At 71.3% G+C, this 25,428-nt stretch carries 23 protein-coding genes and 1 pseudogene; 13 read left to right on the forward strand and 11 right to left on the reverse strand.

Annotation, left to right across the window (positions count from 1 at the left end):
- Positions 1–9: 9 nt before the first annotated feature.
- Positions 10–948: a class A beta-lactamase gene (bla, locus tag AC3CF1_RS01715; RefSeq protein WP_488449376.1), complete on the reverse strand. Its 939-nt coding sequence runs from the start codon at positions 946–948 to the stop codon at positions 10–12.
- Complete coding sequence (gene rph / locus AC3CF1_RS01720; RefSeq protein WP_488449377.1) at positions 945–3,590, reverse strand: rifamycin-inactivating phosphotransferase; 2,646 nt, start codon at positions 3,588–3,590, stop codon at positions 945–947. Before rph ends, bla begins: the two co-directional genes overlap by 4 nt.
- A gap of 213 nt (positions 3,591–3,803) precedes the next feature.
- Between rph and AC3CF1_RS01725 the strand changes: the two genes are divergently transcribed.
- From AC3CF1_RS01725 to AC3CF1_RS01735, 3 genes are all read left to right on the forward strand, one after another.
- Positions 3,804–4,247, forward strand: a complete 444-nt coding sequence (locus AC3CF1_RS01725; RefSeq protein WP_488449378.1) for a DUF5990 family protein — start codon at positions 3,804–3,806, stop codon at positions 4,245–4,247.
- A 148-nt stretch (positions 4,248–4,395) separates the two neighbouring features.
- On the forward strand, positions 4,396–5,064 hold the full coding sequence (locus AC3CF1_RS01730; RefSeq protein WP_488449379.1) for a HEAT repeat domain-containing protein: 669 nt from the start codon (positions 4,396–4,398) through the stop codon (positions 5,062–5,064).
- A gap of 7 nt (positions 5,065–5,071) precedes the next feature.
- Positions 5,072–6,151 (forward strand): HEAT repeat domain-containing protein, encoded by a 1,080-nt coding sequence (locus AC3CF1_RS01735; RefSeq protein ID WP_488449380.1) that lies wholly within the window; start codon positions 5,072–5,074, stop codon positions 6,149–6,151.
- 39 nt (positions 6,152–6,190) lie between these two features.
- Here AC3CF1_RS01735 and AC3CF1_RS01740 read toward each other — a convergent pair whose 3' ends face one another.
- Both AC3CF1_RS01740 and AC3CF1_RS01745 read right to left on the reverse strand, forming a co-directional pair.
- A complete protein-coding gene (locus AC3CF1_RS01740) occupies positions 6,191–7,699 on the reverse strand; it encodes a DUF1996 domain-containing protein (RefSeq protein WP_488449381.1) in 1,509 nt (502 codons plus the stop codon).
- Between the two features lie 207 nt (positions 7,700–7,906).
- Positions 7,907–8,953 (reverse strand): saccharopine dehydrogenase family protein, encoded by a 1,047-nt coding sequence (locus AC3CF1_RS01745; RefSeq protein ID WP_488449382.1) that lies wholly within the window; start codon positions 8,951–8,953, stop codon positions 7,907–7,909.
- Positions 8,954–9,047: 94 nt separating this feature from the next.
- Here AC3CF1_RS01745 and AC3CF1_RS01750 point away from each other — a divergent pair, with 94 nt between their 5' ends.
- Complete coding sequence (locus AC3CF1_RS01750; RefSeq protein ID WP_488449383.1) at positions 9,048–10,001, forward strand: helix-turn-helix domain-containing protein; 954 nt, start codon at positions 9,048–9,050, stop codon at positions 9,999–10,001.
- An 88-nt stretch (positions 10,002–10,089) separates the two neighbouring features.
- The gene (locus AC3CF1_RS01755) at positions 10,090–10,626 is read left to right on the forward strand and encodes a hypothetical protein (protein ID WP_488449384.1); all 537 of its coding nucleotides are present in this window, start codon (positions 10,090–10,092) and stop codon (positions 10,624–10,626) included.
- A gap of 8 nt (positions 10,627–10,634) precedes the next feature.
- On the opposite strand, the gene AC3CF1_RS01760 is transcribed toward AC3CF1_RS01755, so the two are convergent.
- The 4 genes from AC3CF1_RS01760 to AC3CF1_RS01775 form a co-directional block, all read right to left on the reverse strand.
- Positions 10,635–12,686, reverse strand: a complete 2,052-nt coding sequence (locus tag AC3CF1_RS01760) for an amylo-alpha-1,6-glucosidase (RefSeq protein ID WP_488449385.1) — start codon at positions 12,684–12,686, stop codon at positions 10,635–10,637.
- Between the two features lie 3 nt (positions 12,687–12,689).
- Positions 12,690–13,052 carry an SCP2 sterol-binding domain-containing protein gene (locus AC3CF1_RS01765; protein WP_488449386.1) on the reverse strand — a complete coding sequence of 121 codons (363 nt, stop codon included), beginning with the start codon at positions 13,050–13,052 and terminating at the stop codon, positions 12,690–12,692.
- An 80-nt stretch (positions 13,053–13,132) separates the two neighbouring features.
- Positions 13,133–14,341, reverse strand: coding sequence for a WD40/YVTN/BNR-like repeat-containing protein (locus AC3CF1_RS01770; RefSeq protein ID WP_488449387.1), 1,209 nt, complete (start codon positions 14,339–14,341; stop codon positions 13,133–13,135).
- Positions 14,328–14,909, reverse strand: coding sequence for a sigma-70 family RNA polymerase sigma factor (locus AC3CF1_RS01775; protein WP_488449388.1), 582 nt, complete (start codon positions 14,907–14,909; stop codon positions 14,328–14,330). Before AC3CF1_RS01775 ends, AC3CF1_RS01770 begins: the two co-directional genes overlap by 14 nt.
- A gap of 46 nt (positions 14,910–14,955) precedes the next feature.
- Here AC3CF1_RS01775 and AC3CF1_RS01780 point away from each other — a divergent pair, with 46 nt between their 5' ends.
- From AC3CF1_RS01780 to AC3CF1_RS01795, 4 genes and pseudogenes are all read left to right on the forward strand, one after another.
- A complete protein-coding gene (locus AC3CF1_RS01780) occupies positions 14,956–15,120 on the forward strand; it encodes a hypothetical protein (RefSeq protein ID WP_354981481.1) in 165 nt (54 codons plus the stop codon).
- Between the two features lie 164 nt (positions 15,121–15,284).
- Complete coding sequence (locus AC3CF1_RS01785; RefSeq protein ID WP_355160382.1) at positions 15,285–16,235, forward strand: SRPBCC family protein; 951 nt, start codon at positions 15,285–15,287, stop codon at positions 16,233–16,235.
- 28 nt (positions 16,236–16,263) lie between these two features.
- Complete coding sequence (locus AC3CF1_RS01790) at positions 16,264–17,436, forward strand: zinc-dependent alcohol dehydrogenase (protein ID WP_355160381.1); 1,173 nt, start codon at positions 16,264–16,266, stop codon at positions 17,434–17,436.
- Between the two features lie 284 nt (positions 17,437–17,720).
- Positions 17,721–18,005: pseudogene (locus tag AC3CF1_RS01795) on the forward strand (DUF2267 domain-containing protein); the annotation flags it as partial.
- A gap of 118 nt (positions 18,006–18,123) precedes the next feature.
- On the opposite strand, the gene AC3CF1_RS01800 reads toward AC3CF1_RS01795, so the two are convergent.
- Entirely contained in the window at positions 18,124–19,602 is a 1,479-nt protein-coding gene (locus AC3CF1_RS01800; protein ID WP_088948006.1) for a glutamate-cysteine ligase family protein, read from the reverse strand.
- A gap of 155 nt (positions 19,603–19,757) precedes the next feature.
- Between AC3CF1_RS01800 and AC3CF1_RS01805 the strand changes: the two genes are divergently transcribed.
- Positions 19,758–20,096: a DUF3817 domain-containing protein gene (locus AC3CF1_RS01805; RefSeq protein WP_088948007.1), complete on the forward strand. Its 339-nt coding sequence runs from the start codon at positions 19,758–19,760 to the stop codon at positions 20,094–20,096.
- Positions 20,097–20,146: 50 nt separating this feature from the next.
- On the opposite strand, the gene AC3CF1_RS01810 is transcribed toward AC3CF1_RS01805, so the two are convergent.
- Positions 20,147–20,695 (reverse strand): hypothetical protein, encoded by a 549-nt coding sequence (locus AC3CF1_RS01810; protein ID WP_172862027.1) that lies wholly within the window; start codon positions 20,693–20,695, stop codon positions 20,147–20,149.
- 142 nt (positions 20,696–20,837) lie between these two features.
- Here AC3CF1_RS01810 and AC3CF1_RS01815 point away from each other — a divergent pair, with 142 nt between their 5' ends.
- Genes AC3CF1_RS01815 through AC3CF1_RS01825 form a run of 3 tightly spaced genes read left to right on the forward strand, consistent with a single transcriptional unit; the run spans position 20,838 to position 24,877 of the window.
- Positions 20,838–21,962, forward strand: coding sequence for a baeRF2 domain-containing protein (locus tag AC3CF1_RS01815; RefSeq protein ID WP_354981479.1), 1,125 nt, complete (start codon positions 20,838–20,840; stop codon positions 21,960–21,962).
- Complete coding sequence (locus tag AC3CF1_RS01820; RefSeq protein ID WP_210794172.1) at positions 21,955–23,709, forward strand: thiamine pyrophosphate-binding protein; 1,755 nt, start codon at positions 21,955–21,957, stop codon at positions 23,707–23,709. The genes AC3CF1_RS01815 and AC3CF1_RS01820 overlap by 8 nt, the downstream gene beginning before the upstream one ends.
- A 49-nt stretch (positions 23,710–23,758) precedes the next feature.
- Entirely contained in the window at positions 23,759–24,877 is a 1,119-nt protein-coding gene (locus AC3CF1_RS01825; RefSeq protein ID WP_488449389.1) for an iron-containing redox enzyme family protein, read from the forward strand.
- 230 nt (positions 24,878–25,107) lie between these two features.
- On the opposite strand, the gene AC3CF1_RS01830 is transcribed toward AC3CF1_RS01825, so the two are convergent.
- Entirely contained in the window at positions 25,108–25,338 is a 231-nt protein-coding gene (locus AC3CF1_RS01830) for a CDGSH iron-sulfur domain-containing protein (RefSeq protein WP_099853162.1), read from the reverse strand.
- Between the last annotated feature and the right edge of the window lie 90 nt (positions 25,339–25,428).

A 25,428-nucleotide genomic window follows, 5' to 3' on the forward strand; every position in this document is an offset into this window, starting at 1 on the left:
GCCGAGCGCTCACAGTTGGGCGACGACCACAGTGGTGGCCTGGGCGATGAGCGCGTCGTCGGGGGTGGCGTCCAACTTGTCACGGCTGGACAGCACGGCGACGACGATCGGGGCACGATCGGGCGGCCAGATCACCGCGATGTCGTTGCGGGTGCCGTACCCTCCGGTCCCGGTCTTGTCCCCAACCACCCAGCCGGCGGGCACCCCGGCGCGGACCAGCGCCGCGCCGGTGGTGTTGCCCTTCAGCCAACCGAGCAGCACGTCGCGGTCCGCGGGCGTCAGGGCATCCCCCACTGTGTACGCCCGGAGGTCGCCCGCCAGAGCCCGCGCCGTGCTGGTGTCCCGTCGGTCGCCCGGGGTCGCCTCGTTGAGGGCGGTCTCGTAGCGGGCCGGGTCGGTGACCGTGTCGCCGATCCCGCGCAGCTTCTTCTCGAACCCCTGCGGGCCGCCGAGGTGACGCAGCAGCAGATTCCCGGCCGTGTTGTCGCTGTAGCGCACGGCGGCGTCGGCGAGGGCACGCAGGCTCATGCCCTCGGCGACGTGCTTCTCGGTGATCGGTGCGTGCGACACCAGGTCCTGCGCCGAATAGCGCACCACCCGGTCCAGCTCGGCGTCGGTGGTGCCGTCCAGCACCTCGGCGGCGGCCAACGCCTTCCACGTCGAGGCGTACGCGAACCGCTCGTCGGGTCGGTGTTCCACAGTGCGGCCGGTGCCCGTGTCGACGGCGTAGACGCCCAGTCGCGCCTGGAACGTCTGCTCCAGCCGCTGGAACTCCTGCTCGGCGGCCGGCGACGGGCTGGCCGTCACCTCGGGGCTGGCCGTCGTGCGCGCCTCGGGGCTTGGCGTCGTGTGCGCCTCGGGTGCGTCGCCGGTGCCGCACCCCGCCAGCGACACCACTGTCGACGCCGTCGCCACGACGGCCACCAGACGTCGGACAGACATCGTCATCGTCGTTCCTCCTCCTGCGCCGCCGACCCGGGCAGAATCTCGACGTACCCGTCGCTGCCGTGCACCCGGATCCGCTGCCCGTCGCGGATCAGCCGGGTGGCGTCGAGCACGCTCACGACAGCCGGCAGGCCATACTCCCGTGCGATCACCGCGCCGTGCGTCATCAACCCGCCGACCTCCGTCACCAGGCCGGCGATGCCGACGAACAGCGGCGTCCAGCTGGGGTCCGTGTGGGTCGTGACGAGGATGTCACCCGCTTCGAGATCAGCCTGGGCCATGTCGAGGATGACGCGGGCGCGTCCTTCGACAGTCCCGGCGGACACCGGCACCCCGATCAGGGCGCCGGCCGGCACGTCGTCGCGTCGGTAGGCCCCGGTGATGACCTCGCCGTCCGAGGTCAGCACCCGGGGAGGCGTGAGCGCCTGGTACGACCGGAACGCGTCCCTGCGCTGCCGGATCAGCTCGTCGTCCACCCGGTGCGAGCGCACGACCTCGTGGAACTCCTGGAACGTGAGGTGGAAGACGTCTTCGGTCTCGGTGAGCACACCGGCCCGCACGAGGCGCTCCGCCTCGCCCAGCAGGGCCTGCTTGTAGACGAAGTAGCGGCTGACGATGCCGTACTTCGGGTACTCCCGATAGCCGACGAAGGTCCGTACCCGGTCGATCATCCGCTCGGTCTCGTCGGCCTTCTGCTGCCCGTCCGGCAGCGCCCGCAGGCGCGTCAACACCTCCTGCGCCTTCTGGTGCGCCCGCTGCTGCCCCTGCTCGAAGCGCCGTCTGGCGGCGCCCGGCTCGAAGAGCCGGACGTTGTCGAGGATCACGGGCACGAGCGTGCTGGGTCGTTCGCTCCACCGCGGCCTGGTGATGTCGATCTCGCCGACGCAGCGCATGCCGTACCGGTCGAGGTACGCCTCGATGGCGTCGCGCGCCTCGGTCCCACCCGCGAGTTTCGGCAGCTCGTCGAGGAAGCCGTCGTCCTCGACGCCCCGCAGGAACGCCACCACCTCCGGATGCGGACGGATCGCGTCGGCGACGTCGAGCAACGCCAGGCCCATCTCCGACGTGATGTTGCCGGGAGCCGACAGGGTGAGGGTGTCCGCGGCGTTCTTCTCGCCCAGCCACTCGTACAGCCGGTCGTTGAGCCACCAGGTGGCCTCCATGCCAGCCATGATCGCCTGCATGTTCAGCGGCTCACCGAGGACCCGCTTGTGCTCCCGGAAGGCCTCCAGCAGGAAGTCGAACAGCGCCGTACCGGTCACCGTCGCGATGTCGCGCCGCAACGCGGCGATGGACCCCTCGCTGCGCCCGATCAGTTCGGTCACGATGGCCGGGTCGGTCTCGATCGGGGCGGACGCGCCGCCGGTCGTCGGCCTGCCGGGACCACCGTCGTCCGGGAGCGTCGGAATGAAGTCCGGGCGATCGAGCAGCGTTTCCAACGCGTCGCGCATCAGCGGATCGGACTTCCCCGCCATCTCCAGGAAGCCGGTGCGGCTCGCGGGTGAGGCAAGCAGCCGAGTGGCGTCGACGAACAACCTCCCGCCGGCCTCCAGCATCGGGGCCATGGCCGTCAACTGCCACATCGAGAGCCCCAGCGGCCTCATCGCATCGGTCATCATCTGCTGGTGACCGACCGACAGGTAGACGTGGTTCTCCTGGTCAGCGGCCGCGGGAATGGGAAACAACGTGGTGATCGGCCGGCTCTGCACGATCTGGAAGTCGTCGTCGACCAGGCACCATTCGATGTCCTGCGGACGCCCGAAATGCGCCTCGATCCGTCGCCCGAGCCGCACCAGCCGCACGACCTGCTCCTCGGTCAGCGCCGGCTGCTCCTGCCGCTGCCTGTCGATCGCCACTTCCCGCGTACCGCCGCCAGGCAGAGCAGCGACGGCACGGTGTTTGGCGGCGACCGCGCCGGTGACGACCTCCCCGTCGCGCACCGTGAAGACGTCCGGGTTCACCAGGCCGGACACCAGGGCCTCGCCGAGCCCGAAGCTGGCGTCCACTGTCGCGACCTTCCGGTTGCCCGAGACCGGGTCGGCCGTGAACAGGATTCCGGCCGCATCCGGAAAAACCATCTGCTGTACGACGACAGCCATGTCTACCGCGCGGTGGTCGATGCCGTTGCGCAGGCGGTAGATGATGGCCCGCTCGGTGAACAGCGAGGCCCAGCATCGGCTGACGTGTCGCAGGACCGCCTCCGGCCCCACCACGTTCAGGTAGGTGTCCTGCTGGCCCGCGAAGGAAGCCGTGGGAGTGTCCTCTGCCGTCGCGCTGGACCGCACGGCGTAGGCGGCCTCCTCGCCGAACCGGGCGAGCGCGCGGGTGATCGTGGCCGCCAGCTCGGCCGGAATCGCGGTCTCCTCGATGCTCCGGCGGATCTCCGCGCTGAGCGCGCCGATCGCCTCCCGGTCGTCCGGGCCCAGGCGCGACAGCTGATCGAGCCGGTCGTCGATCGACGGTGCCTCCGCCATGACCCGCCGGAAGGCGGCCGTCGTCACGCAGAACCCGGCCGGCACGCGGACGCCGTCGATCCGCGACAGCCCGCCCAGGTGCGCGGCCTTGCCACCGACGACCCCTACCTGCGTCTCGTCAACCTCCCGAAGATCCAACACCGGTGCGAGGTCGCTGCGGTCCCCGTCCATCGACAACACACCCACGTCATGCCCCCCGTTACGTCCTGATGCTGGTCCGGCCGCAGATTCTGCGCCAGGACCGGGGTCTTGCCGCAAGCCCCCAGGTGCGATATACGTTAGAAGTGGCAGGGAGAGTTATCTCCTTGCCTTTGCTTTTTGTCCAGGGCGGTGCGGTGACCCGCCTGGCCGCCGCACACCCTCGTCCGGCCTAGAGTCGCCAGCATGCGGATCCGGATCGACGGCAGCGACCTCCCGGGGCGGCGCGCCGGGGCGGAGGCCGACGCGCTGCGGCTGGGCAACGTGCACGTCGGGGTCCAGCGCAAGGCCGAGGTGGTCGAGCTGGTGCCGGCCGACGCGGCGACGGCAACCTGGTGCTTCGAGGTGTCCAGCCGCGAGATCGACGGGATGCTCGACGTCGGCGGCCCCTGGGTGCACGGGCGGCCCGGGGCGCGGTTCCTGTATCTGAGCTGGGGAGCGGTGACCGAGGACGGCTTCGCGATGTTCCGACGAGCGAAGTTGATGTTCACCGACATCCCGACCGAGCTGCTGCGCGCCGCACACGAGGGCAACGGGACACTCGTCGGCCAGGTCGGGTTGACCGATGCCACGGGCGGACCACTGTCCGCGCGCGTCCGACCTCCCGGTGTCGCCTGGACGGTGGAGTGACGTCTGCCGTGGCGCGGCCGACGGCGCTGGTCGGTGTCGTCCGTCGACCAGCCAGCGCCGCACTCCGGGTGACCCGCGGGCCGCCCCTCGGCCGCCTTGACCTTGACACAGTGGCAAGGTCTTCAGTGGGGTCCGGGAGGTGGTCCCGATGACCAGGCCGGAAAAGGACACGAACACGATGCGGGCGCTCCAGGCGCTGGAGAACGCCGACCCGTCGGTGCGGCTGCGCGCGGCGCTGGCGGTCGGCACGGCCCCGGACCCACTGTTCGTCGACACCCTCGTCGAGCGGTGCGCGATCGAGCCCGAGTTCTCCGTACGCGAGATGCTCACCTGGGCACTGATCCGCCACCCAACCGCGCTGACCGTGCCGAAGCTCACCGACCAACTCACCTCGGAGCGTGCGCAGGCCCGGAGCCAGGCGTTGCACACGTTGTCCAAGATCGGCGATCGGCGGGCCTGGCCGGCGCTGACGCGGGCGCTTCTGACCGACCCGGACGACGAGGTGGCCCGAAGCGCCTGGCGGGCGGCGGTCGTCCTCGTGCCGCCGGGTGACGAGACCGAGTTGGCCGGCGTGTTGGCGACACAGCTCGGGCGCGGCATGCGGGACACGCGGTTGAGCCTCAGCCGGGCGCTGGTCGCGCTCGGTGCGGTGACCATGCCGATCCTGCGCGCCGCGATGACGGATCTCGACCCGCACGTACGCGCGCACGCGATCGCGACGGAACGGCTGGCGCGGGACCCGGATGCCGGTGTCGAGTTCGCGATCGAGGAGGCGAAGCGCGTGGTGGCCCTCGGCGCGATCGGTGAGAAGGGATGATGCGCAGGTGTTGATCGGTGACGTGGCGCGCCGGTCCGGGGTCAGCGCCCGCATGCTCCGGCACTACGACTCGCTCGGCCTGGTCCGGCCGACCGGTCGGAGTGGCGCCGGCTATCGGGAGTACTCCGACGAGGACATCCGGCTGATCTTCCAGGTCGAGAGCCTGCGGTCCCTGGGTCTGTCGTTGCGTGACGTCCGGCGGGCACTCGACGATCCCGGCTTCGCACCCTCCGACCTCGTCGACGACCTGATCCAACGGACGCGACAGCGCATCGCGGATGAGCTGGACCTGCTCACCCGACTGCGTCGGATCGGTGCCGCCGAACCCGCCGACTGGGAGGACGTCCTCCAGGTCGTCGCGCTCCTTCAGGCGCTGGGCTCGCCGAGCGCGGGCAGGCGTCAACGCGCGGCCCTGTCCTCGCTCGACGGGGCTCCGGTGCCCGTGGAGGCACTCGTCGAGGCGGCGCTCAACGAGTCCGACCCGAACGTCGCCGGAGCCCTGCGATGGGCGCTGGCACAGTCGGGGGACGGGGGCCTGGCGCTGCTCGCGGACGGCCTCCGCTCACCGCAGGCCGACGTACGCGAGCGTGCCGTCCAGACCATCGCCGAGATCCCGCACGACGCGGCGGCCGACGCGCTGCGCGACGCCCTCGCGAGCCCCGACGTCGTGGTCCGCAGGTACGCGGCGCTGGCGCTCGGTGCACGGGGGGCGGCGGACGCGGTCCCGACGTTGATCGACATGGTCGTCGAGGAGACGAAGGACGCCGAAGCGGCCGACGTGTTGGGCGTGCTGGCGACCGATCCCGCGGAGGCGGACCGGATCGCGACGACCCTCGTCGACTGCCTCGCCCGGGGGAGCCTGACCCCGTCCGCGCGTCGGCGGCTGACCGAGGCGCTGGCGGACATCCCGGGTAGCACCGCCGCACGCGCGCTGGTGGGCCTGTCGCAGGACGACGACCGTGCCGTCGCGCTGACGGCGACATCCATCCTGACGCTCCGCGAGGGGGCCGGGAAGCTCCGCGACGGGACCGGAAGGCGTCGCCACGGGGCTGGGCCGGGCCCGATGCCGGACGGCCCCCTCGACTGAGCGAGAGGGCCGTCCGTCGACAACGGGTGGACGCGCTGGTCAGCCGCCGGCGAACGTCGTGTCGATGCCGCACTTGGCGTTCTGGTTGAGGCAGGACTTCACCAGGTCGGCGAGGCGCTCCGGCTCCCAGGCGTTCATGAAGTCGCCGTGCATGGAGGACGGCTTGCCGGAGGAGAGGCTGAGACCGTCACCGCCCAGCGACTCGTAGTTGACCATGAAGGACAGGTCCGGCACCGCCACCGGGTACTTGCCGGTGCAGACGCCGTTCACCGGGTCGCCCATGTGCGACTTGTGGTCGGGCGAGTCGATGTTCCTGCCATCCCAGCAGTCCTTGAACACGAGCTGGAAGATCAGATTGCCGCCCGGGGCGCACCTCGGCCAGTTGCCGTCGGCGCTGCGACCGATCTCGGCGCTGCCCGCGCACCAGAACTGGTTGCTGCCGGCGTTCTTGGGGGTGTCCACCTGCCGCTTGGCGTCACCCTCGACCACCACCAGGCCCGGCGGGAAGGGCTTGACGGTCGACGGGTCCTTGACCCGTGAGCCGTAGTAGACGCGCATGCTCTTGATCGGGACCGGCTTGCCGTCCTTGCGCAGCTCCGGGGTCCAGTAGGCGCTCTTGTCTCCCGGGGCGTTGCAGGTGTTCGCCGCGGCGAACAGCTTGTCCGTCGTGGTGAAGGCGTCGACCTTCGGGCCGAAGAAGGTGTGCATGTGCGAGGCGCCCGACAGGCCGGGCAGGACGATCGGGTCGTCCGCGGCGGAGTTCGCGACACCGCAGTCGGTGTGGAACTCCGGCACCCGGGTGGTGCCCGGCGGCACCGCCTTGGGCTTGAGCGCGTTGAACGCGGCCAGCTCCTTGTTCCACTTGGCCTGGTCGACCGGCACCCAACCGCCGGCCGGCGCGGTCGGCGGCACCGACGAGGAGGGTGACGCCGACGGGGTGGCACTCGGCGCGGACGAGGCGGTGGGCGTCGGCGAGGCGCTGGCCGACGCGCTCGGCGACGTGCCCGCCGGGGGACCGAACGTGAACCAGTTGAGGTTCACGAAATCCGACGGCGAGGTGCTCCTCATGACGGCGAAGACGGTCTGCGCGCCGGTCGGCACACCGGACGCCTTCGCCGTGACGGTCTTCCACTGCTGCCACCCGCCGGTCTGCGCGATCGGGAAGCTGGCCAGCAGCTGGCCGTCCTGCGCGCCGAGGTGCAGCTCGACGGTGCCGCCGGTGGCGTTGTGCGAGGAAACCCGGGCCGCCAGGTCGACGCCGGTGATCGACACATCGTCGTACCGCAGCCAGTCGCCGTTGGCCAACCAGCCGACGTTCCGGCCGCCGCCGGTGTCGCCGGTGCCCTCGGTCTGCGCGCCGGAGTGCGCCGCGAAGGCCTCCGCCCGGACCCGGCCGGGCACGTCGACCTCTTCGGCCTGGGCGCCGGCGATGTAGATGCCACTGGCGCCGAGCGCGGCGACGACTGCGGAGGCGAGCGTGATGCGAGTGAGGCGACGACGTTTCAGCGCCCGGTCCGGGGGTGCGACGTGCGCGGGGGGAGTCCGCATTACCAGTGTTGTCCTTCGAGTCGGCGATAACGCTCCGGTCGGAAGAAGTATGTGCACGTCAGGAGCCTGCATCAACTCGCGGGGAAAGAATTAAGGAGGCCCCTCCGCAAAGGCGCAGGTGGCCGGCTCCGGCGCTCGGGATAACAATTTTTCACGCGCGCGGTCTTAAGTTTTTTTAAGTCTCCGGCGCGCCGCGCTATTGGATTATTACGCATTCTGGGTAACGAGTTCGGGCCGATTTTCGTCGGGGTGCCGGTCGACGGAAATTGAGGGCGACAGCGCGCGGAGGAAATTGGGCGCGTCGAAGATCTCGCCGGCGGAGGCGACACCGCTCGTCCTCGTCTGACCGGCGAGGATGCGGCGGACCGCCTCGACGGCCAGGGGTGCGCTGACCGCGTAGATGTCCCGGCCGGTGGCGACGACACGCCGTCGCGTGTCGCCGCGCCGCACCACGACGTCGACGGTGAACGTCTGCGCGGAGCGGCCCGACTCGTCGGCCGCGACCGGTGCCTGCGCGGCGGCCAGGTCGGTGGCGGCGTCGGCGGCCATGTAGGTGCGGACCTCGGGGATGGCCAGGTGGCTCGGGACGGTGACGACGTCGGCCATGGTGAATTCACCGAGCACCCGGCGCCGGCCCAGCGGCGGGGGAAAGTCCCACACCAGGCTCGGCAGATCGTGCTCGTCGACGTGGTACTCCAACCGGCCGCCGGTGTAGCGGACCCGACGGCCGTCGCGGCGCTCGCGGGAGACGGCGCCGGCGGCGACCGTCCCGGCCGTCGGGTGCCAGCTGCTCAGTCCGTACGCCACGTGCGCCTCGTCGGCCGACGTCCAGTCGCCCATCGCCGTGGTGACCAGCAGGTCGCCGAGCCCGCCGAAGAACGCCATCGCCGGGACGACCGCGATGCCAGCCGCACGGGCGGGCTCGCCGAAGTTCGCGAACGTGTCGACGTTCGCCTCGATTTCGGCCGCCACGTCCACGTACGGGATCCGGGCGCGCAGCGCGGCCTCGATCACCGGCGCGGCGGTCGAGGCGAACGGGCCGGCGCAGTTGATGACCGCGTCCGCGCCGATCAGTGCCTGGTCGAGCGAGGCCGGATCGTCGACCGACGCCACCCGGTAGGCGAGCCCCGACGCCGCCAGCCTGCTCTCGTCGCGGCCGAGCAGCAGCGGCACGAACCCGCGCTCGCGCAACTCCGTCACCACGAACCGTCCGGTGTGCCCGTACGCCCCGAACACCGCTACACGCTGACCCATTGCTGCCCCCTGAGAAGATCGACTGAGTACAGCCTCCAGCAGCGGCCGATAACCGACCAGTGTCGGGAACGCCATTACCCGTACAGTTTCGGACATGACCTTTGTCGCGATCGCCGCCACCGACGGGATGCTGCACTTCGAGGTGGGCCTGGCCTGCGAGGTCTTCGCCCGCGACCCCACCGGCCAGGCGGACCCGTGGTACGAGGTGGTGGTCTGCGGTCCCGGCCCGGTCCGGGTCGGACGGTTCCAGATGGAGCCCGACGACGGGCTGGACCGACTCGCCCGCGCCGACACCGTGATCATCCCTGCGGTGGAGGACGTCGACGTGGACGTGTCGCCCGCCCTGCTCGACGCGGTGCGCGCCGCCCACGCGGCGGGCGCCCGAATGGTCTCGCTGTGCACCGGCGCGTTCGTGCTGGCCGCCGCCGGGGTGCTCGACGGGCTGCGCGCCACCACGCACTGGGCCCACACCGAGGCGCTGGCCGCCCGCTACCCCCGGGTGCGGGTCGACCCGGACGTGCTCTACGTCGACAACGGCACCGTGCTCGCCTCCGCCGGCAAGGCCGCCGCGATCGACCTGTGCCTGCACCTGATCCGCCGCGACCACGGCTCGACGGTCGCCAACGCCGTCGCCCGCCGCCTGGTCGTGCCGCCGCACCGCGCCGGCGGTCAGGCCCAGTACGTCACCACCCCGGTGCCCGCCCGCGACGACCACCCGCTCGCCGCCCTGTTCCCCTGGGTGCTGCAACGGATGGACCGACCGCTGACCGTCGAGGACCTGGCCCGGCAGGCGAACATGAGCTCGCGCAACCTGGCTCGGCACTTCCGGGCGGTCACCGGCACCACCCCGCTGCTGTGGCTGTCGACGCAGCGGATCCGCCGCGCCCAGGAGCTGCTGGAGAACACCGACGACAGCGTCGACGTCATCGCCGAGGCGGCCGGCCTGGGCACCGCCACGACACTGCGGCGGCACTTCCACCGCACCGTCGGCGTGCCGCCGGACGCGTACCGGCGCACCTTCCGGGCCACCGGGCCCGCCGGGGGTTGAGCCCTGACCGGGGTACGCGCAAAGGGGCGTCGCTCGTCGGCGTCGGGCAGAATGCCAAGTTCCTGCTCTGCTGGCGGTCGGGGGTCCGATGGGCTACAGCTTCGAACACGTTGATCTGCCCGAACCCGCCGCTACCGCGCGCGCCCACGCCGAAGCGTGCTTAGACCTGAACGGGTCGTGCGGCAACTGGCCACAGTGCTACGACGAGTACTCGTCGCTCGCCGACGCCTACCAGTTCGCCCTGAACATCGCCGGCATGGGGTTCTGCCGGGAACGCATGCGATGGGCCGGCATGACCTACCAGGCAACGCCGCAGCCCTTTCCGGACTGGCCGTTCGACAGCGTCGCCGACTGGCGCAACGACCAGCGTCGACGCGACGCCTACAAGGAGGCCGAACGGGCGGCATCCGCGCAGACCAGCCCCGGCAAGGTGGGGATCCCCGAGTTCAAGTTGACGAGCAACGGCCCCTGGGTGGTGGGCGAGACCGAGATCGAGCAGGCGTTGATCCTCTACGACGCGTCGCCGACGAGCCTGCGCGCCGAGTGGGAGACCGACGAGCTGTGGGTGGCCTGGCTCGACTGGCTGCGGGAGACACGTACCCACGGCGGCTTCACCGTCAGTTGAGCGTCTCGCTAGCGCTGGTTGGGGCGGTGACGTGCGAAGGCGTCGGCCTTGCCCCAGCGGCCGGGGATGTCCAGGAGCGCGATCCGCCCGAAGGCGGCCGGTAGCGCGGGGGCCACGGCCAGGTGGTCCTCGTGCGGATCGAGGCCGAGCATGGTGCGGATGAGCAGCATGCACGCTCCGCTGGACCACGCCTGCGGGCTGCCGGCGGTCGGGTACCGGACCGGGTACCGGGTGGTGTCACGGTCGAACCCGCCGAACGCCTCGGGCAGCCGACCCTCGAAGTAGGTGGCGGCGGAGAGGATGCTCTCGGCGATGCGGCCCGCCTCGGTGGTGAACCCGTACCGGCGCACACCCCAGGCGATGAACGAGTTGTCGAACGGCCAGACCGTGCCGTTGTGATAGCCGAGTGGGTTGTAACGGCCCTGCCCCTCGGCGAAGGTGCGCACACCCCAACCGGAGAAGAGTCTGGGACCCATCAGGTGTTCGACGACCCGCGGGGCCCGCTCCGGCGGCACGATCCCGCTCCACAACAGGTGCCCGATGTTGGACGACAGGCTGTCGACCGGAGTGCCGTCGTGGTCGAGCGCGAGGGCGTAGTAGCCGCGGTCCTCCAACCAGAAGTCCCGGTTGAAGCGGTCGTACAGCGCCGCCGCCTCGCGCTCCAACTGGTCGGCGAAGTCCGGGTCATTCCAGACGGTACGGGCCAGCCGCGCTCCCCGGATCTTGGCGTCGTAGGCGTACCCCTGGGTTTCGCAGGTGGCCCTCGGGAAGCCCGGCAGCCGCCCGTCGGCGTAGGAGATGCTGTCCCAGGAGTCCTTCCAGCACTGGTTGTCCAGGCCGGTGGCGCGGTTACGTCGCTGGTACCAGATGTAGCCGGTGGAGGTCAGGTCCGCGTACTGGTCGATCCACGCCAGGGCCGCTCGCGCCTCCTGCTCCAACTCGGTCACCAGCGCAGTGTCGCCGCTCCACCGCTCGTACTCGTCGAGCAGCACGACGAACAGCGGCGAGGCGTCCACAGTGCCGTAGTAGGGGGAGTGCGGCTGCTCCTCGAACGCGGCCGACTCCCCGTAGCGCAGCTCGTGCAGGATCCGGCCGGGGTCCTCCTCCAACACGTCGTCGGTGCGGACGCCCTGCAGCGACCCGAGGATCCGCAGCGTCGGTGGGGTCAACGACGGGGTGACGGCCAGGGTCTGCAGGCAGGTCAGCAGGCTGTCGCGGCCGAAAAGGGTCATGAACCAGGGCAATCCTGCCGCGGGTACGGCGGCGCCGCTGAGCGAGAGCGGCGCGAAGCGCAGCGCCGCCAGGTCCACCAGGCTGCGGTGGTACACCTGCTTGAGGGCGACGCTGTCGGTGTCCAGCGTCGGGGCCGCCTCGACCCAGGCCCGCAGGCTGGTGGGCAGGGTGGAGGCGTCCGGCCGCTGAGCCCGCAGAGCCGAGCGCAGGTCGACGCCGTCCGGACGCAGCGCCCTCATGTCAGCCTGCAACTGCGTCGACCACTGCTCGCCAGGGCGCAGCCTGACCCGGAAGCGGATGCCGTCCGGGTCGAACTCGGCCGGCTCACTCGCCGACACGACCACCTCACGTTGGTAGGTGCCGCGCCGGTAGCCCAGGCGCAACTCGTTCGGACCCACGTGGGTGTAGTGCGTGCCGACCTTCTCACCGACGTCGAACTTGATCTCGAAGATGTCGGCGAAGTCGGCTGCCACCTCCAGGCGTACGTCGAGGTCGGTGTCCTTGTCGCCGTAGTTGAAGATCGTCAGCGATTCGGTCAGGTCCGGGCCGATACGCCGGCGCCGGATGGCCGACAGGTCGGCCTGCACGTAGTCGACCGCCGCGCCCGGCACCACGAAGAACGTGACCTCGTAGTACTGGCTGTCGTCCACCGACAGCGCGGTCATGCACTCGCCGTTGACGAAGAGCATCCAGCGGGACAGGAAGCGCGTGTCAGCGGCGAACAGCCCGACCGGCGTGGCGGGAGAGGACTCCACATCGCCGCTGGAGTCGGACACCATGAAGGTGTTCCCGTCGATGCACGCCACAGTGCCCGCGATGTCCCTCATCGGTCACCTGCCGCTGTCGTGGTCGTCGCGCTGAAGCGGCCTCGCCTCGCGCGGGAAGAGCCGCCCGAGTCGCAGCGCCAGGCCGAGGTCACCGTCGACCAGGATGTCCCCGCGGGTGATCGCCGCCAGGCCGTTCACCTCACCTCGCGCCATCGCGTCCGCGACCTGCGCGGACACCTGGATCACGGTGGTGGCGGGACCACCGTTCCTGGTCACCCGCATCCGGCCATGATCGATTTCCAGGAGCCACTGCTCCAGGTGGCCTCCGTCCCGGATGTCGAACCGCACGCTCCCGCAGACCTTGCTGAACCGTGGGTCCCGGCCGGCAACGGTCAACCGCTCGAAGAAGGCGTTCGTCGCCGTCATCCCACCTCCCCGACCGCCGGTAGCAGCGGATGCCGGCTACCCGGTACGGGTCACTGTTAACGCCGGGCGGCACGCCGTTTTCATGGTTTGAGCGCGAAGCGGGTCCAGGTGGTCGCGTCCGTGGTGACGATCAGATGGTCCGGCTCGCCCGTCGACCCGTCGTCGCGCCCGAAGAGCCAGGCGTAGCCGGGCACCACACTGACCGACCCGACAACCGTGCCGTAATCACGCGCGACAGTGAAGCGCCGCCCGTCGTCCCGGCTGACCAGGAGCCGCGCGAGCTCGTTCGGCTCGGTGCCCCCGTTGGTGGTGATCGCGAGCAGGGAGCCGTCCGACCCCACCGTGAGGTCCCACGTCCGCTGCGGCAGGTCGGCGCCGGTGTCCGTCCAGGTCTTCGCGCCGTCCGTGGTGTGCAGCAGCCGCATCCCGCCGCTCGTCGTCCGTGGCTCCGCCAGCGCGTACCCCTCGCGGTCGTTGAGCCCGACCACCGCGAGCACGTTCGCGTCGTCGCCCGCGTCCCAGGTGGTCCAGGTCGCGCCTCTGTCGGAGCTGCGGGCGACGGTCGACCCCGAGGCGCCTCCCATCCGGTACACCGCCCAGATGGCGCCGCCGGCAGCGGGGTAGAGGCTGAACAGTGGACGCCACGAGGGTGCCGTGGTGAGGCGGTACACGGTCCCGTTCGACGGATCCACAGCGAGTGGTTCGGACAGTGGCTCACAACCGAACCCGCAGAAGACCGGCCGGGCCGTCGCCGGAAATCGTGGTACGGGAACGATCGCGGAATTCCCGTCCCGCCAGGTGCGACCGTAGTCGGTGGAGAGACGGGGCAGCCCGACGTCGCTCACCAGGTAGGACCGGTCACTGAGCACGGAGACCTCGACAGGACCGGACGGTGTCGCGGTGCGGGAACTGGCCACACACCTGGTGCCCTGGAACCGGGCCGCGTCCCAGTCCGACCAGGTCCGGCCGCGGTCGCCGGTGTACGCGAAGCGCACGACGCAGCCGTCCTCCGACACGTCGACGTCGACCCCCGACTCGGGCCCGGTCAGCGTGAAGTTGTCCCCGTGCACGGGCGACGGTTGCGCGGGGACCACCGGGTCCGCGCCGTCCGCCCCCGCCACCAGCGGCAGGACGGCCAGCCCGGCCAGTGCGACCAGTGCGGCCGCCATCATCGCGACCGACCGGTGCCGGCGGGACCGGGCGGTGGACCGCAGCGCGTCGAAGGGCGGCGGCGACACGGCCTCGGTGAGGGTGTTCACGTCGAACCCAGAGAACTCACGACCGGACATCGATCCTCCCGGTTTCCGTAGCGTCGGTGGCGCACTTGGTGCCAGTGCCAGTGCCAGTGCCAGTGCTGGTGGTGGTGTCGGAGGTGTCGGTGTCGGTGAGCAGCGCCGCCAGGGCGACCCGGCCCCGCGACAGCCTTGACTTCACAGTGCCGGACGAGACGCCCAGCGTGGCCGCGACCTCGTCCACCGGCAGATCGACGAGGTAGTGCAGAGCCAGGGCGTGCCGCTGCCCCTCCGGCAGCACACGCAGGGCGGCGAGCAGGGCGAGGTGCTCCGGGGAGTGGTCGGCGACAGCCGGCGGCGGGCCGATGCGGCGCAGCAGCCCGTCGAGCACCCGGCGGCGCCGGTACCGGCTGCGGGCCCAGTTCACCGCGACCCGGCGCAACCACGCCTCCGGGTTCTCCAGCGCGGCGAAGCGCCGTGGTGACACCAGCGCCCGGGTGAACGCCTCCTGGACCGCTTCCTGCGCCTCGGTCAGGTCGCCGGTCACCGCGTACAGCTGCACCACCAGGCGTCGGAAACAGCCGGCGTACAGCTCGGAGATCAGATCGCCGTCGGACACCGTCACCCCCCTTCTCCACCACTCCCACCAACGGGCCGGGAAGAAGGTTCCGGTGGCCGGCCAGAATATGTGGCCCGGTGATATTCGGCTGTCGGTGCGGCACCCGTACCGCTCACGGTGGGACGCGCTGGGCTGCCTGGTGGCAGGGCTGACCGGTCTGGTCCTGGTGGCGCTCACCGTCGTCGGCCTGATCACCGTGCTCCGCTGGGCTTGGTAGGCCAGCGGAGCAGTCGTGGCAGGAGCGTCGCCCGCGCTGCCCGCATCGGGCGTTCTATCCCGAACCGGGCGCGCACGTCACGCCTACGGCATAGCGTCACGGGGGCGGGACCACCGCCGCTCCGCCGGCGGACCGGCGGTCACGTCCACCGGAAGGGACCAGGCATGACCCGGATCGACAGTGTGCTCCTGCCCGAGCTGGACGGGCCGGTGCCGGCGACGCTGCCGAGCGCCCTGGGCCTGCTGAGCCTGGCGCTGGGCGTGGGCGCCCTGGTCGCGCCCGGACCCGTCGCGCGACTGACCGGGGTGGACGACTCCCCGTCCGCGCGGGCCGTGCTCCCGGCCGTCGGCCTGCGGGAGTTGGGCAGCGCCGCTGGTCTGCTCAGCGGCCGTCGCCCCGCCGGCTGGGCCTGGAGCCGGGTGGCCGGCGACGCCATGGACCTGACCCTGCTCGGGAGGGCACTCGCGGACCGCAGCGGTGAACGCCGCCGCCGGGTCGCGCTGAGCACCCTCGCGATCGCCGGCATCACCGCCGTCGACGTGCTCTCCGCCGTGCGGATCGGGCGGGCCCAACGGGCCCGGGCCCGGATGATCCGGATGGAGATCGCCGTGACCGTCAACCGTTCACCCGCCGAGGCGTACCGGTTCTGGCGGGACATGGAGAACCTTCCCCGGTTCATGGCGCACCTGGAGTCCGTACGCGCCGACGACCTGCGCCGCTCGCACTGGATCGCCCGTGGCCCGGCCGGTCACCGCGTCGAGTGGGACGCCGAGATCATCGACGACCAGCCGAACAAGTCGATCACCTGGCGTTCGCTGCCGGGCACCCGGGTGCCCAACGCCGGGCGGGTCCGGTTCGTGCCCGCACCCGGTGACCGGGGAACCGAGGTCCGGGTCGAGCTGCGGTACGCGCCTCCGGCCGGCGCGCTCGGGCGGGTGGTGGCGAAGCTCTTCGGCGAGGAACCCGAGCAGCAGGTCCGCGACGACCTGCGCCGGTTCAAGCAGGTGCTGGAGACCGGCGAGGTGGTCCGCTCCGAGGGCAGCCCCAACGGCATCTCCGTACGCCAGCAGGCCATGCAGCGTCCCGCCCAGCCGCTGCCGTCGTCGCGCCGTTGACCGTCCACGCATCCGAAAGGGACCGACCATGAAGGCCACCGCCTGGATGGGCACCGACAGCGTCAAGGTGATCGACGTGCCCGACCCGAAGATCATGAATGCCCGGGACGCGATCGTCCGGATCACCACCACCGCGATCTGCGGCTCCGACCTGCACCTCTACCACGGCTACATCCCGGCGATGCGCAAGGGCGACATCCTCGGCCACGAGTTCATGGGCGAGGTGGTCGAGGTGGGCCCGGAGGTCCGTAACCTGAAACCGGGCGACCGCGTGGTGGTGCCGTTCCCGATCGCCTGCGGGCACTGCTCGTCCTGCCAGCGCGGCCTCTACTCGGTCTGCGAGAACTCCAACCCCAACGCCGGCATCGCCGAGAAGATCATGGGGCACTCGCCGGCCGGCATCTTCGGCTACTCCCACCTGCTCGGCGGCTACGCCGGCGGCCAGGCCGAGTACGCCCGGGTGCCGTTCGCCGACATCGGCCCGCTCAAGGTGCCCGACGAGGTCAGCGACGACCAGGCGGTCATGCTCGCCGACGTGTTCCCGACCGGCTACATGGGCGCCGAGATGTGCGACATCAAACCCGGCCAGGTGATCGCGATCTGGGGCGCCGGGCCGGTGGGGCTGTTCGCCGCGGCCAGCGCCCGGCTCCTGGGCGCGGAGCGGGTGATCGTCATCGACCGGTTCCCGTACCGGTTGCGGCTGGCCGAGGAGCACACCGGCGCCGAGACGATCAACTACGAGCAGGCCGACGTGCTGGACACCCTCAACGAGATGACCGCAGGCCGGGGGCCCGACGCGTGCATCGACGCGGTCGGCCTGGAAGGCCACCACGGCAACGCCGCCATGTACGCGTACGACCGGGCGAAGCAGGTCGCCCGGGTCGAGACGGAACGGCCGTTCGCCCTGCGCCAGGCGATCCTCGCCTGCCGCTCGGGTGGGGTGGTCTCGGTCGTCGGCGCGTACGGCGGCTTCGTCGACAAGTTCCCGATGGGCGCGTTCATGAACCGCTCACTGGTCATGCGGACCGGTCAGTGCCACGTCCAGCGCTACACGCGGCCGCTGCTGGAGCGCATCCAGCGCGGCGAGATCGACCCGAGCTTCATCGTCAGCCACCGCATGCCGCTGCGCGACGCCCCGAAGGGCTACAAGATCTTCCAGAAGAAGCAGGACGACTGTACGAAGGTGCTGCTCAAGGTCTGACCGGAGGTCAGGTCTGCCGGCGGGGGAGTGCTTCGCGCGCTGCCTGTGGAGCTGATGTCGTAAACGATTCAGCTCCATAGGAGCCGACCACCACCGCAGCTCGCCCTGCCCGCCCGACGCGACTGGCATGTTTTGTGAGACCCCGCCCGTCGATGGCGGGGAGTCCGGATCCGCGCGTGACCCCGTTTGTGACCAGGGAGCCGGGGAACTCGCCCCGTTCGTCCGCAGGCAGGCCTGACGGCATGCCGAGGAGACCGAAGGAGCGGAGCATGGAGTACGAGCAGATGATCGCCACGGTACGACAGCGCGCTGGTCTCGGTGAGAACGAGGCGGTGCGGTCCGTGCAGGCCGTCCTGTCGGTGCTCGGCGAACGGCTCGCCGGACGGGAGGCCGACAACCTGGCGGCACAGCTACCGGAGCGGTTGAGCGGGTCCGTCACTCGCAATCCGGAGGGCCGCCGGTGGGACATCGGTGATTTCCTGAAGCACGTCGGCGACCGCGAACAGGTCGCGAACGCAGACCATGTGCGTCAACACGCCCAGGCGGTGCTGCGGACCGTCGCCGAGGCGCTGAACGATGACGAGCGACACGACCTGCTCGCCCAGCTTCCCGGCGGCATCATCGATCTCTTCGGTGTTCCCCACCCCGCGAGGCTGAGCCCCGCGCGGATCGGGCCAGCCGGGGCGCTCACGGGATGGGCCACTCGTGCACCGGTCGGTTGCTGTGCATCAGGTCCACGTAGTGGCGGACCACCTCGCGCAGCGCCTCCGGCCGGTCCAGGTGGTCGGCGGACTCCAGTCGGTGCAGCGTCTCCACCTGCCAGGTCGCGCCGTTGCGGCTGGTCAGGCAGCGCTGCTCGATGACGCCGAGCAGCCGGTCGCGCTCGGCCGGGTCGAGCCCCCACCGGTCCAGACCGTGATGCGCCATCGGCAACAACCGGCGCAGCACCAGCTCGGTCACCGGCAGGTAGCCGAGGCCGGGCCAGAACACCTGCGCGTCGATGCCGTGCCGGGCGCAGCTGGTGAAGTTTTCCTCGGCGGCGCTGAACGACATCTGTGACCACAGTGGCCGGTCCGATTCGGCGAGGGCGCGGACCAGTCCGAAGTAGAAGGCGCCGTTGGCGATGGTGTCCAGCACGGTCGGGCCGGCGGGCAGCACCCGGTTCTCCACCCGCAGGTGCGGTCGGCCGCGCGACACGTCGTACACCGGGCGGTTCCACCGGTAGACGGTGCCGTTGTGCAGGCGCAGCTCGGCGAGACTGGGCACCTCACCGGCCGCAAGGGCCTGCGTCGGGTCCTCCGGGTCGCAGACCGGCAGCAGCGCCGGGAAGTAGCGCACGTTCTCCTCGAACAGGTCGAACACGTTGGTGATCCAACGTTCGCCGAACCAGACCCTGGGGCGTACCCCCTGGGCTTTGATCTCTTCCGATCGGGTGTCGGTGGCCTGCTGGAACAGTGGGATGCGGGTCTCGCGCCACAGCTCGCGGCCGAAGAACAGCGGCGAGTTCGCGCCGACCGCGACCTGGATGCCGGCGATCGCCTGGGCGGCGTTCCAGTAGTCGGCGAACTGGGCCGGGCTGACCTGCAGGTGGAACTGGGTGCTGGTGCAGGCCGCCTCCGGGGTGATCGTGTCGGCGGTGACGGCCAGCCGCTCCACGCCGCTGATGGCGATCGGCAGATCCTCACCGCGGGCCGCGAAGATCTGCTCGTTGAGCAGCTTGTAGCGGGGGTTGGCCGAGAGCGTCTCGGCGGTCAGGTGCTCCGGGCGCAGTGTCGGCAGAATGCCGATCATGACCATGTGGGCGCCGATCGCCCGGGCCTTCACCTCGGCGGCGTTGAGGCTGGCCCGCACGTACTCCTCGAAGTCGGCGGTGCCGGTGCCGGTCAGCCGGCGCGGCGGCACGTTGATCTCGACGTTGAACTGGCCCAACTCGGTCTGGAAGCTCGGATCGGCGATGGCCGCCAGCACGTCGGCGTTGCGCATCGCCGGATTCGACGCCTCGTCGACGAGGTTCAGCTCGATCTCCACGCCGGTCAGTGGGCGGTCCACGTCGAAACGGGACTCGCGCAGCATCTCGGCGAAGACGTCCAGGCAGCGGCGGACCTTGTCGCGATAACGGGCCCGGTCTTCTCGACTGAAGGTTCGTACGCCGACGTCCTCGCCCATGGTCACCACCTTGTCACCGCTGGTCCCCCCTAACCTCGCACGTCCGGGGCGGGCGGGGAAAGACCCGATGGTCCCTTCCTACCCACCTGCCCGCCCTGATAGCCCAGTCAGGCCGCCCCGATAGCATTGCGGCCCTGAGAGGTGGTGGCGTGCGGATGCGCGAGAAGGTGACCCGGTTGTTCGTCGCGGCGGCGATCGCCGAGGCCTGCTCCTGGCTGGCCCTGCTGGTCGGCATGCTGGTCAAGTACGGCCCGCCGGACAACGAGCTGGGTGTCAAGATCTTTGGGCCGATCCACGGCGGCCTCTTCGTCGCGTACGCCCTGCTGGTGCTGGCCGTGGCCCGGCTGCGCCGGTGGAGCCTGCTGGCCACGGCGGTGGCTCTGGCCAGCGCGGTGCCGCCGTTCGCCACCCTGGCCTTCGAGCGTTGGGCCCGCCGCCGGGGGATGCTCGGCGTCGACCGCCAGCCGGCCCGCGAGCCCGCCCCGGTCGGCTGAGCCGCCAACCCGCCCCGGTCGGCTGACCCGCCGGCCGCCTGCCCGAGCGGTCAGGTCAGCGCGGAGCAGGCCACGACGCCGGCCAGCAGCAGCGCGCCCAGGAACGCCTGCAACAGCAGCGGCGGCCCGAGGTGCGACCAGAGCGTCGCGGTACGCGGGGTCAGCAGCTGCCCGGTGGTGAGGTTGACGATCCGTTCGATCCGGGGCGGCAGCTCCGGGTCCCGTTGCGGGCGCAGGGTGAGCTGCACCTGGTCCGCCGGGTGCAGGGCGCTCTGCGGCAGGTGACCGTGCAGCTCCACCTCGCAGAGCTGCCCCGCGGTGTTACGCAGTCGCACCGGCGTGACCAGATATTCCGGACCCTGCTTCAACTGCTTCCAGCGCCGGCGGGTGCCGCCACCGCCGAAGGAGAAGAGCGAGCGCAGCAGCAGGGCGGGCAGCCGCGCGAACGCCGCCGCCGCGAGCACCGCCACCAGCACCGGCTGCCCGATGCGCACCTCGCGCGTGTAGCCGTCGAGCAGGCGGATCAACCGCCCGGTGACGATGCGCTCCGTCGGGTGCACGATCCGTCGCGTTTCGAGTCCGCTGTCCATTCCCACCACCGAGAGTCCGCATGTGTTCACAGATCGTATCGACGTCCTCAGTTGAACGACGTGAATGAAACCTGGTCACGGGCTCACGGCCACGAGGTGACATCCCGGGCGACCCGGGTAAGCGGGGGGCCGAGCTGGAAAGGGGTCGAGCATGCAGCTGTCCTTCCTGCGCCCGCTCTACGACCGTCCCGGGCCGTGGTGCTCGGTGTATCTGGACGCCTCCGCGGACACGGAGGACGCCCATCCCGCCCTGGACCTGCGCTGGCGCGCCCTGGAGCGCCGGCTCATGGAACAGGGAGCTGACGAGGCGAGCATCGCCGCTTTGGACCGGGTGGTCCGTGGCCACGACCCGATGGTCGGGGACTACGGTCTGGCGGTCTTCGCCAGTCACGGCCGGGTGGTGCTCTCCGAGTACCTGTCCGCGCCACCACTGCGCGATCTGGCCAGTTTCGCGCCGCTTCCGCACGTGATGCCGTTGCTCGCCCAGCGGGGCGAACAGGTGGCCTGGGTGCGGGTGCTGGCCGACCGGATCGGCGCGGACGCCATCGCGATCAGTGCCGGAGGAGTGCCCCGGCGGGCCCACGTCGTCGGCCGGGAGACCTTCCCGCTCCGCAAACCACAGCCCGGCGGCTGGTCCCAGGACATCTACCAGAAGGCCGCCATGGAGGCCTGGCACCGCAACGCCGGTGACGTCACCGCGGCGACCGTGCAGCTGGCCGAGAAGGTCGGCGCGGAGGTGGTGGTGATCGCCGGCGACGTCCGGGCCACGGGGATGATCGCCGCCCAGATGCCCGAGCGCTGGCAGGACCTCATGGTGCGCACCGATGCGGGCTCGCGGGCCGAAGGCGCCGACCAGACCCTGCTGGACGACCTCACCGTGCAGACCATCGCGGAGGTCGCCGATCAACGGATCAGCGCCGCGCTGGACAGGTTCGGTGTGCAGGAGGACGTGGGCGGCGGGCTCGACGCGGTCGTCTCGGCCCTGCAACGCAACCAGGTGGACACCATGATCATCGTGGACGACCCGTCGGCCAACGGCGAGCTGTGGATCGGCGCAGAGCCGACCGAGATCGCCGTCGACCCGGGGCAGCTGGCCGCGATGTCGGTGACCGACCCGCAGCGGGTACGCGCCGACGCGGCACTCGTCCGGGCACTCGTCGGCACCGACGCGGCGCTGACCGTGCTGGGCCCCGAGGAGGCGCCCGAGCTCACCGACGGCGTCGGCGCGGTGCTGCGCTACGTCGACCCCAGCACACCGGGGCGCGAGAATGGCTGAGCGGCGGGTCGCGGATCTGGTGGTGGAGCGGCTCCTGGCCTGGCGGGTGCCCCGCGCCTTCGGGTATCCGGGCGAGGCGATCGCCCCGCTGATCGAAGCGTTGGACCGCACCGGCGGTGAGCCGGCGTTCATCCCGGCGCGGCACGAGGAAACCGCCTCGTTCATGGCCACCGGGCACGCCAAGTTCACCGGCGGTATCGGGGTCTGCCTCGCCACCCAGGGGCCCAGCGCCGTCCAACTGCTCAACGGCCTCTACGACGCCAAGCTGGACAGCAAGCCGGTGGTGGCGATCGTCGGGGAGGACATCTCCGGGCCGCTCGGCGGCGCCCACCAGGAGATCGGGCTGAGTCGCCTATTCGGCGACGTGTGCAACCAGTTCGTCCGCTACGGCCGCAGCCCGGAGGACGTGGGGGCGCTGCTGGACCAGGCGTTCCGTACGGCGGCGGCGACGCGCAGCCCGACCTGCGTCGTGCTGCCCCGGCAGTTGCAGGAAGCCGTGGTGCCCGACCTGCAGACGTACGCCGCCGGGGTGATCACGGCGACCCCGGGTGAGCCGCTGGCCCGGGTGCTGCCCCACGAGGTGGACCTCGACGCCGCCGCGCAACTCCTCGGCGGCGGCCAGCGCGTCGCGATCCTGGTGGGTCAGGGCGGTCGCGACGCGGCCCCCGAGATCATCGAGATCGCCGACCGGCTCGGCGCCGGGGTGGCCACCTCACTGCTGGGCAAGCCGGTCCTCGACGAGCGGCTGCCGTTTCACACCGGGGTGCTCGGCGAGGTCGGCACCCCGGCGGCGGCCGAGCTGATGGGCGGCTGCGACACGCTGCTGATGGTCGGCACCAACGACCCGTGGACCGACTACTTCCCGATGCCCGAGCAGGCCCGCACGGTGCAGATCGACATCGACGGTCGCCGGATCGGCACCCGCTACCCGGCCGACGTGCCGCTGGTCGGTGACGCCGCCGAAACGCTGCGGGCGCTGCTGACCCGCCTGCGCGGCCGGCCCGAGCAGCAGTGGCGCGCCACCGTGGAGAGCTCGGTGGACCGGTGGCGGGAGGTCGCCGCCGAGCGGGTCGCCGCGCCCGCCGACCCGGTCAACCCGCAGCTCGTCCTCCAGGAGCTGTCCGCCCGGATGCCGGGCAGCGGCGCGGTCGCGGTCGACGTCGGCTCGGTCCTCTACTGGTACGCCCGGCACCTCACCCTGCCACCGGGGGTGAAGGCTCAACTGTGCGGCACACTCGGCTCGATGGGCTGCGCACTGCCGTACGCGGTGGCCGCCAAGCTCGCAGCCCCCGACCAACCGGTGATCGCGCTGGTCGGCGACGGGGCGATGCAGCTCAACGGGCTCGCCGAGCTGATCACCGTGTCGCACCACTGGCAGCAGTGGCGCGATCCTCGGCTGGTGGTGCTGGTGCTCAACAACCGCGACCAGAACGGCATGGGTGGCGGTCGTGAGCCGTCGACCGACCCGACCCGCCGTCGACCCGACGTGCCGTACGCCGGTTGGGCCCGGCTGCTCGGGCTGCACGGGGTGCGGGTGGACCGCCCGGAGCTGGTCGGCGCGGCCTGGGACGAGGCCCTCGCGGCGGACCGCCCCTGCGTACTCGAGGCGGTTGTCGACCCGGCGGTGTCGTTGGCGCCGCCGGAACCGGCGTTCGCCGACCTGCGCGGCCTGTACGCCGAAGGCGCTCCCGCCCGGAAGGTCCGGGAGCAGGTGACGCTCACCGCGAACGCCGACGACCTCGTTTAGTCGCCCTGGGCCAGGGCATCAGAAGCGGCCCGACGATGCTGGAGGTCCCATGTCCGAGACCGCTGACCGCCGCTACGGCCCGGCGATCCTGCCGCGGCCGCGTGGCCCGCTCTCCGCGGCGGTGGTCGAGGCTCTGCGGCGCCCGCCGCACGACCTGCCGACCGGTCTCGGCGTCGACCTCGACCCGGCGGACCCGATCACCGACGAGGACCTGCAACTGACCCTGTTCCTCTGCTACGAGCTGCACTACCGGGGCTGGCTCGGGGTGGACGACTCGTGGGAGTGGCAGCCGACGTTGCTCGCGTTGCGCGCCCGCTGCGAACGGGTCTTCGAGGCGGCACTGCGCCGGCTGGTCGGGACGCCGACGGTGCCCGCCGCCGGGGTGGCTGCCGGCCTGACCGAGCTGGTCGCGGCCGACGACGGGCCGCCGCTGGCCGCGACGCTGCAACGACGTGCCGACCTCACCCAGTTCCGCGAGTTCGTCGTCCACCGTTCCGTCTACCACCTGCGTGAGGCGGACCCGCACAGCTGGGCGCTGCCCCGCCTGGGCGGCCCGGCCAAGGCCGCGCTCGTGGAGATCCAGACTGACGAGTACGGCAACGGCCGGCTGGACCGGATGCACGCCGAGCTGTTCCGCCGCACCCTGGACCGGCTGGGGCTGGACACCGCGTACGCCGCTCACCTGGACGCCGTGCCGGCGGTGACCCTGGCGACCAACAACCTGATGTCGCTCTTCGGCCTGCACAGGCGGCTGCGCGGAGCGCTGCTCGGGCACCTGGCCGCGTTCGAGATGACGTCTTCGCTGCCGAACCGCCGCTACGGCAACGGGCTACGCCGACTCGGTTTCGACGAGGTCGCCACCCGCTTCTACGACGAGCACGTCGAGGCCGACGCGGTGCACGAGCAGATCGCCGCGCACGACATGTGTGGTGGCCTGGTCCGTGTCGAGCCGGACCTCGCCCCCGACGTGCTCTTCGGCGCGGCGGCCGGGCTCGCGGTGGACCGGTTGTTCGCCGGGCACCTGCTGGACAGTTGGGCCGCCGGTCGCAGCTCACTGCGGCCACCCGCCCCGCCGACGGTGCCGCCGACCGTCTCGATCGGCAGGGCCGCGCCCGCCGTGGCCGCGCCCGCCGCTGTGACCCCGCCGGCCCCGCCCGCGCTCGTCTGATCCGAAGGGCTTGTCACACCCCGGAAGCCGACAAATCACACCCAATCGTTTGGGGTCCGTCTAGAGCGCCGGCCGTTGGGTGAGGGCTTGCCGCTCCCTTTGCTCTGCACCCGCCCACGCGCCACACACGCTCCGTAACCGGTGCGTGGATGGGTGCAGAGCAAAGGTGGCGTCGTGCCTATGGTCTGGGCCGTCCGCGCGCTCTCGCTACGTGACGTGGCGACGTGGGGTCACCCCTCGCGGGTGGTGCCCGCGCGGAAGTTGATCGCCTTGTGGGTGCCGTCGCAGAACGGCTTGAGCCCCGACTTGCCGCACCGGCACAACGCCACAGTGCCCCGGCGCGCGTCGATGCGCTCGCCGTCCGGCGTGACCAGCTCGAAGTCGCCGCGGACCAGCAGCGGGCCGTCCTCGTACGGGGTGATCGTGGCGGCGGCTGGCTCGCTGGTGTCCTCGGTGCGCATGGCCCCGGAAGTGCCCGCCCTGGCCCGGGCGAAACACGTCCCGCCGCCGTGTTCCGGCACATGGCAGAAGGCCGTTGCCGGCCCGCTCCC

It is taken from the genome of Micromonospora sp. MGP-C2 (assembly GCF_057766525.1).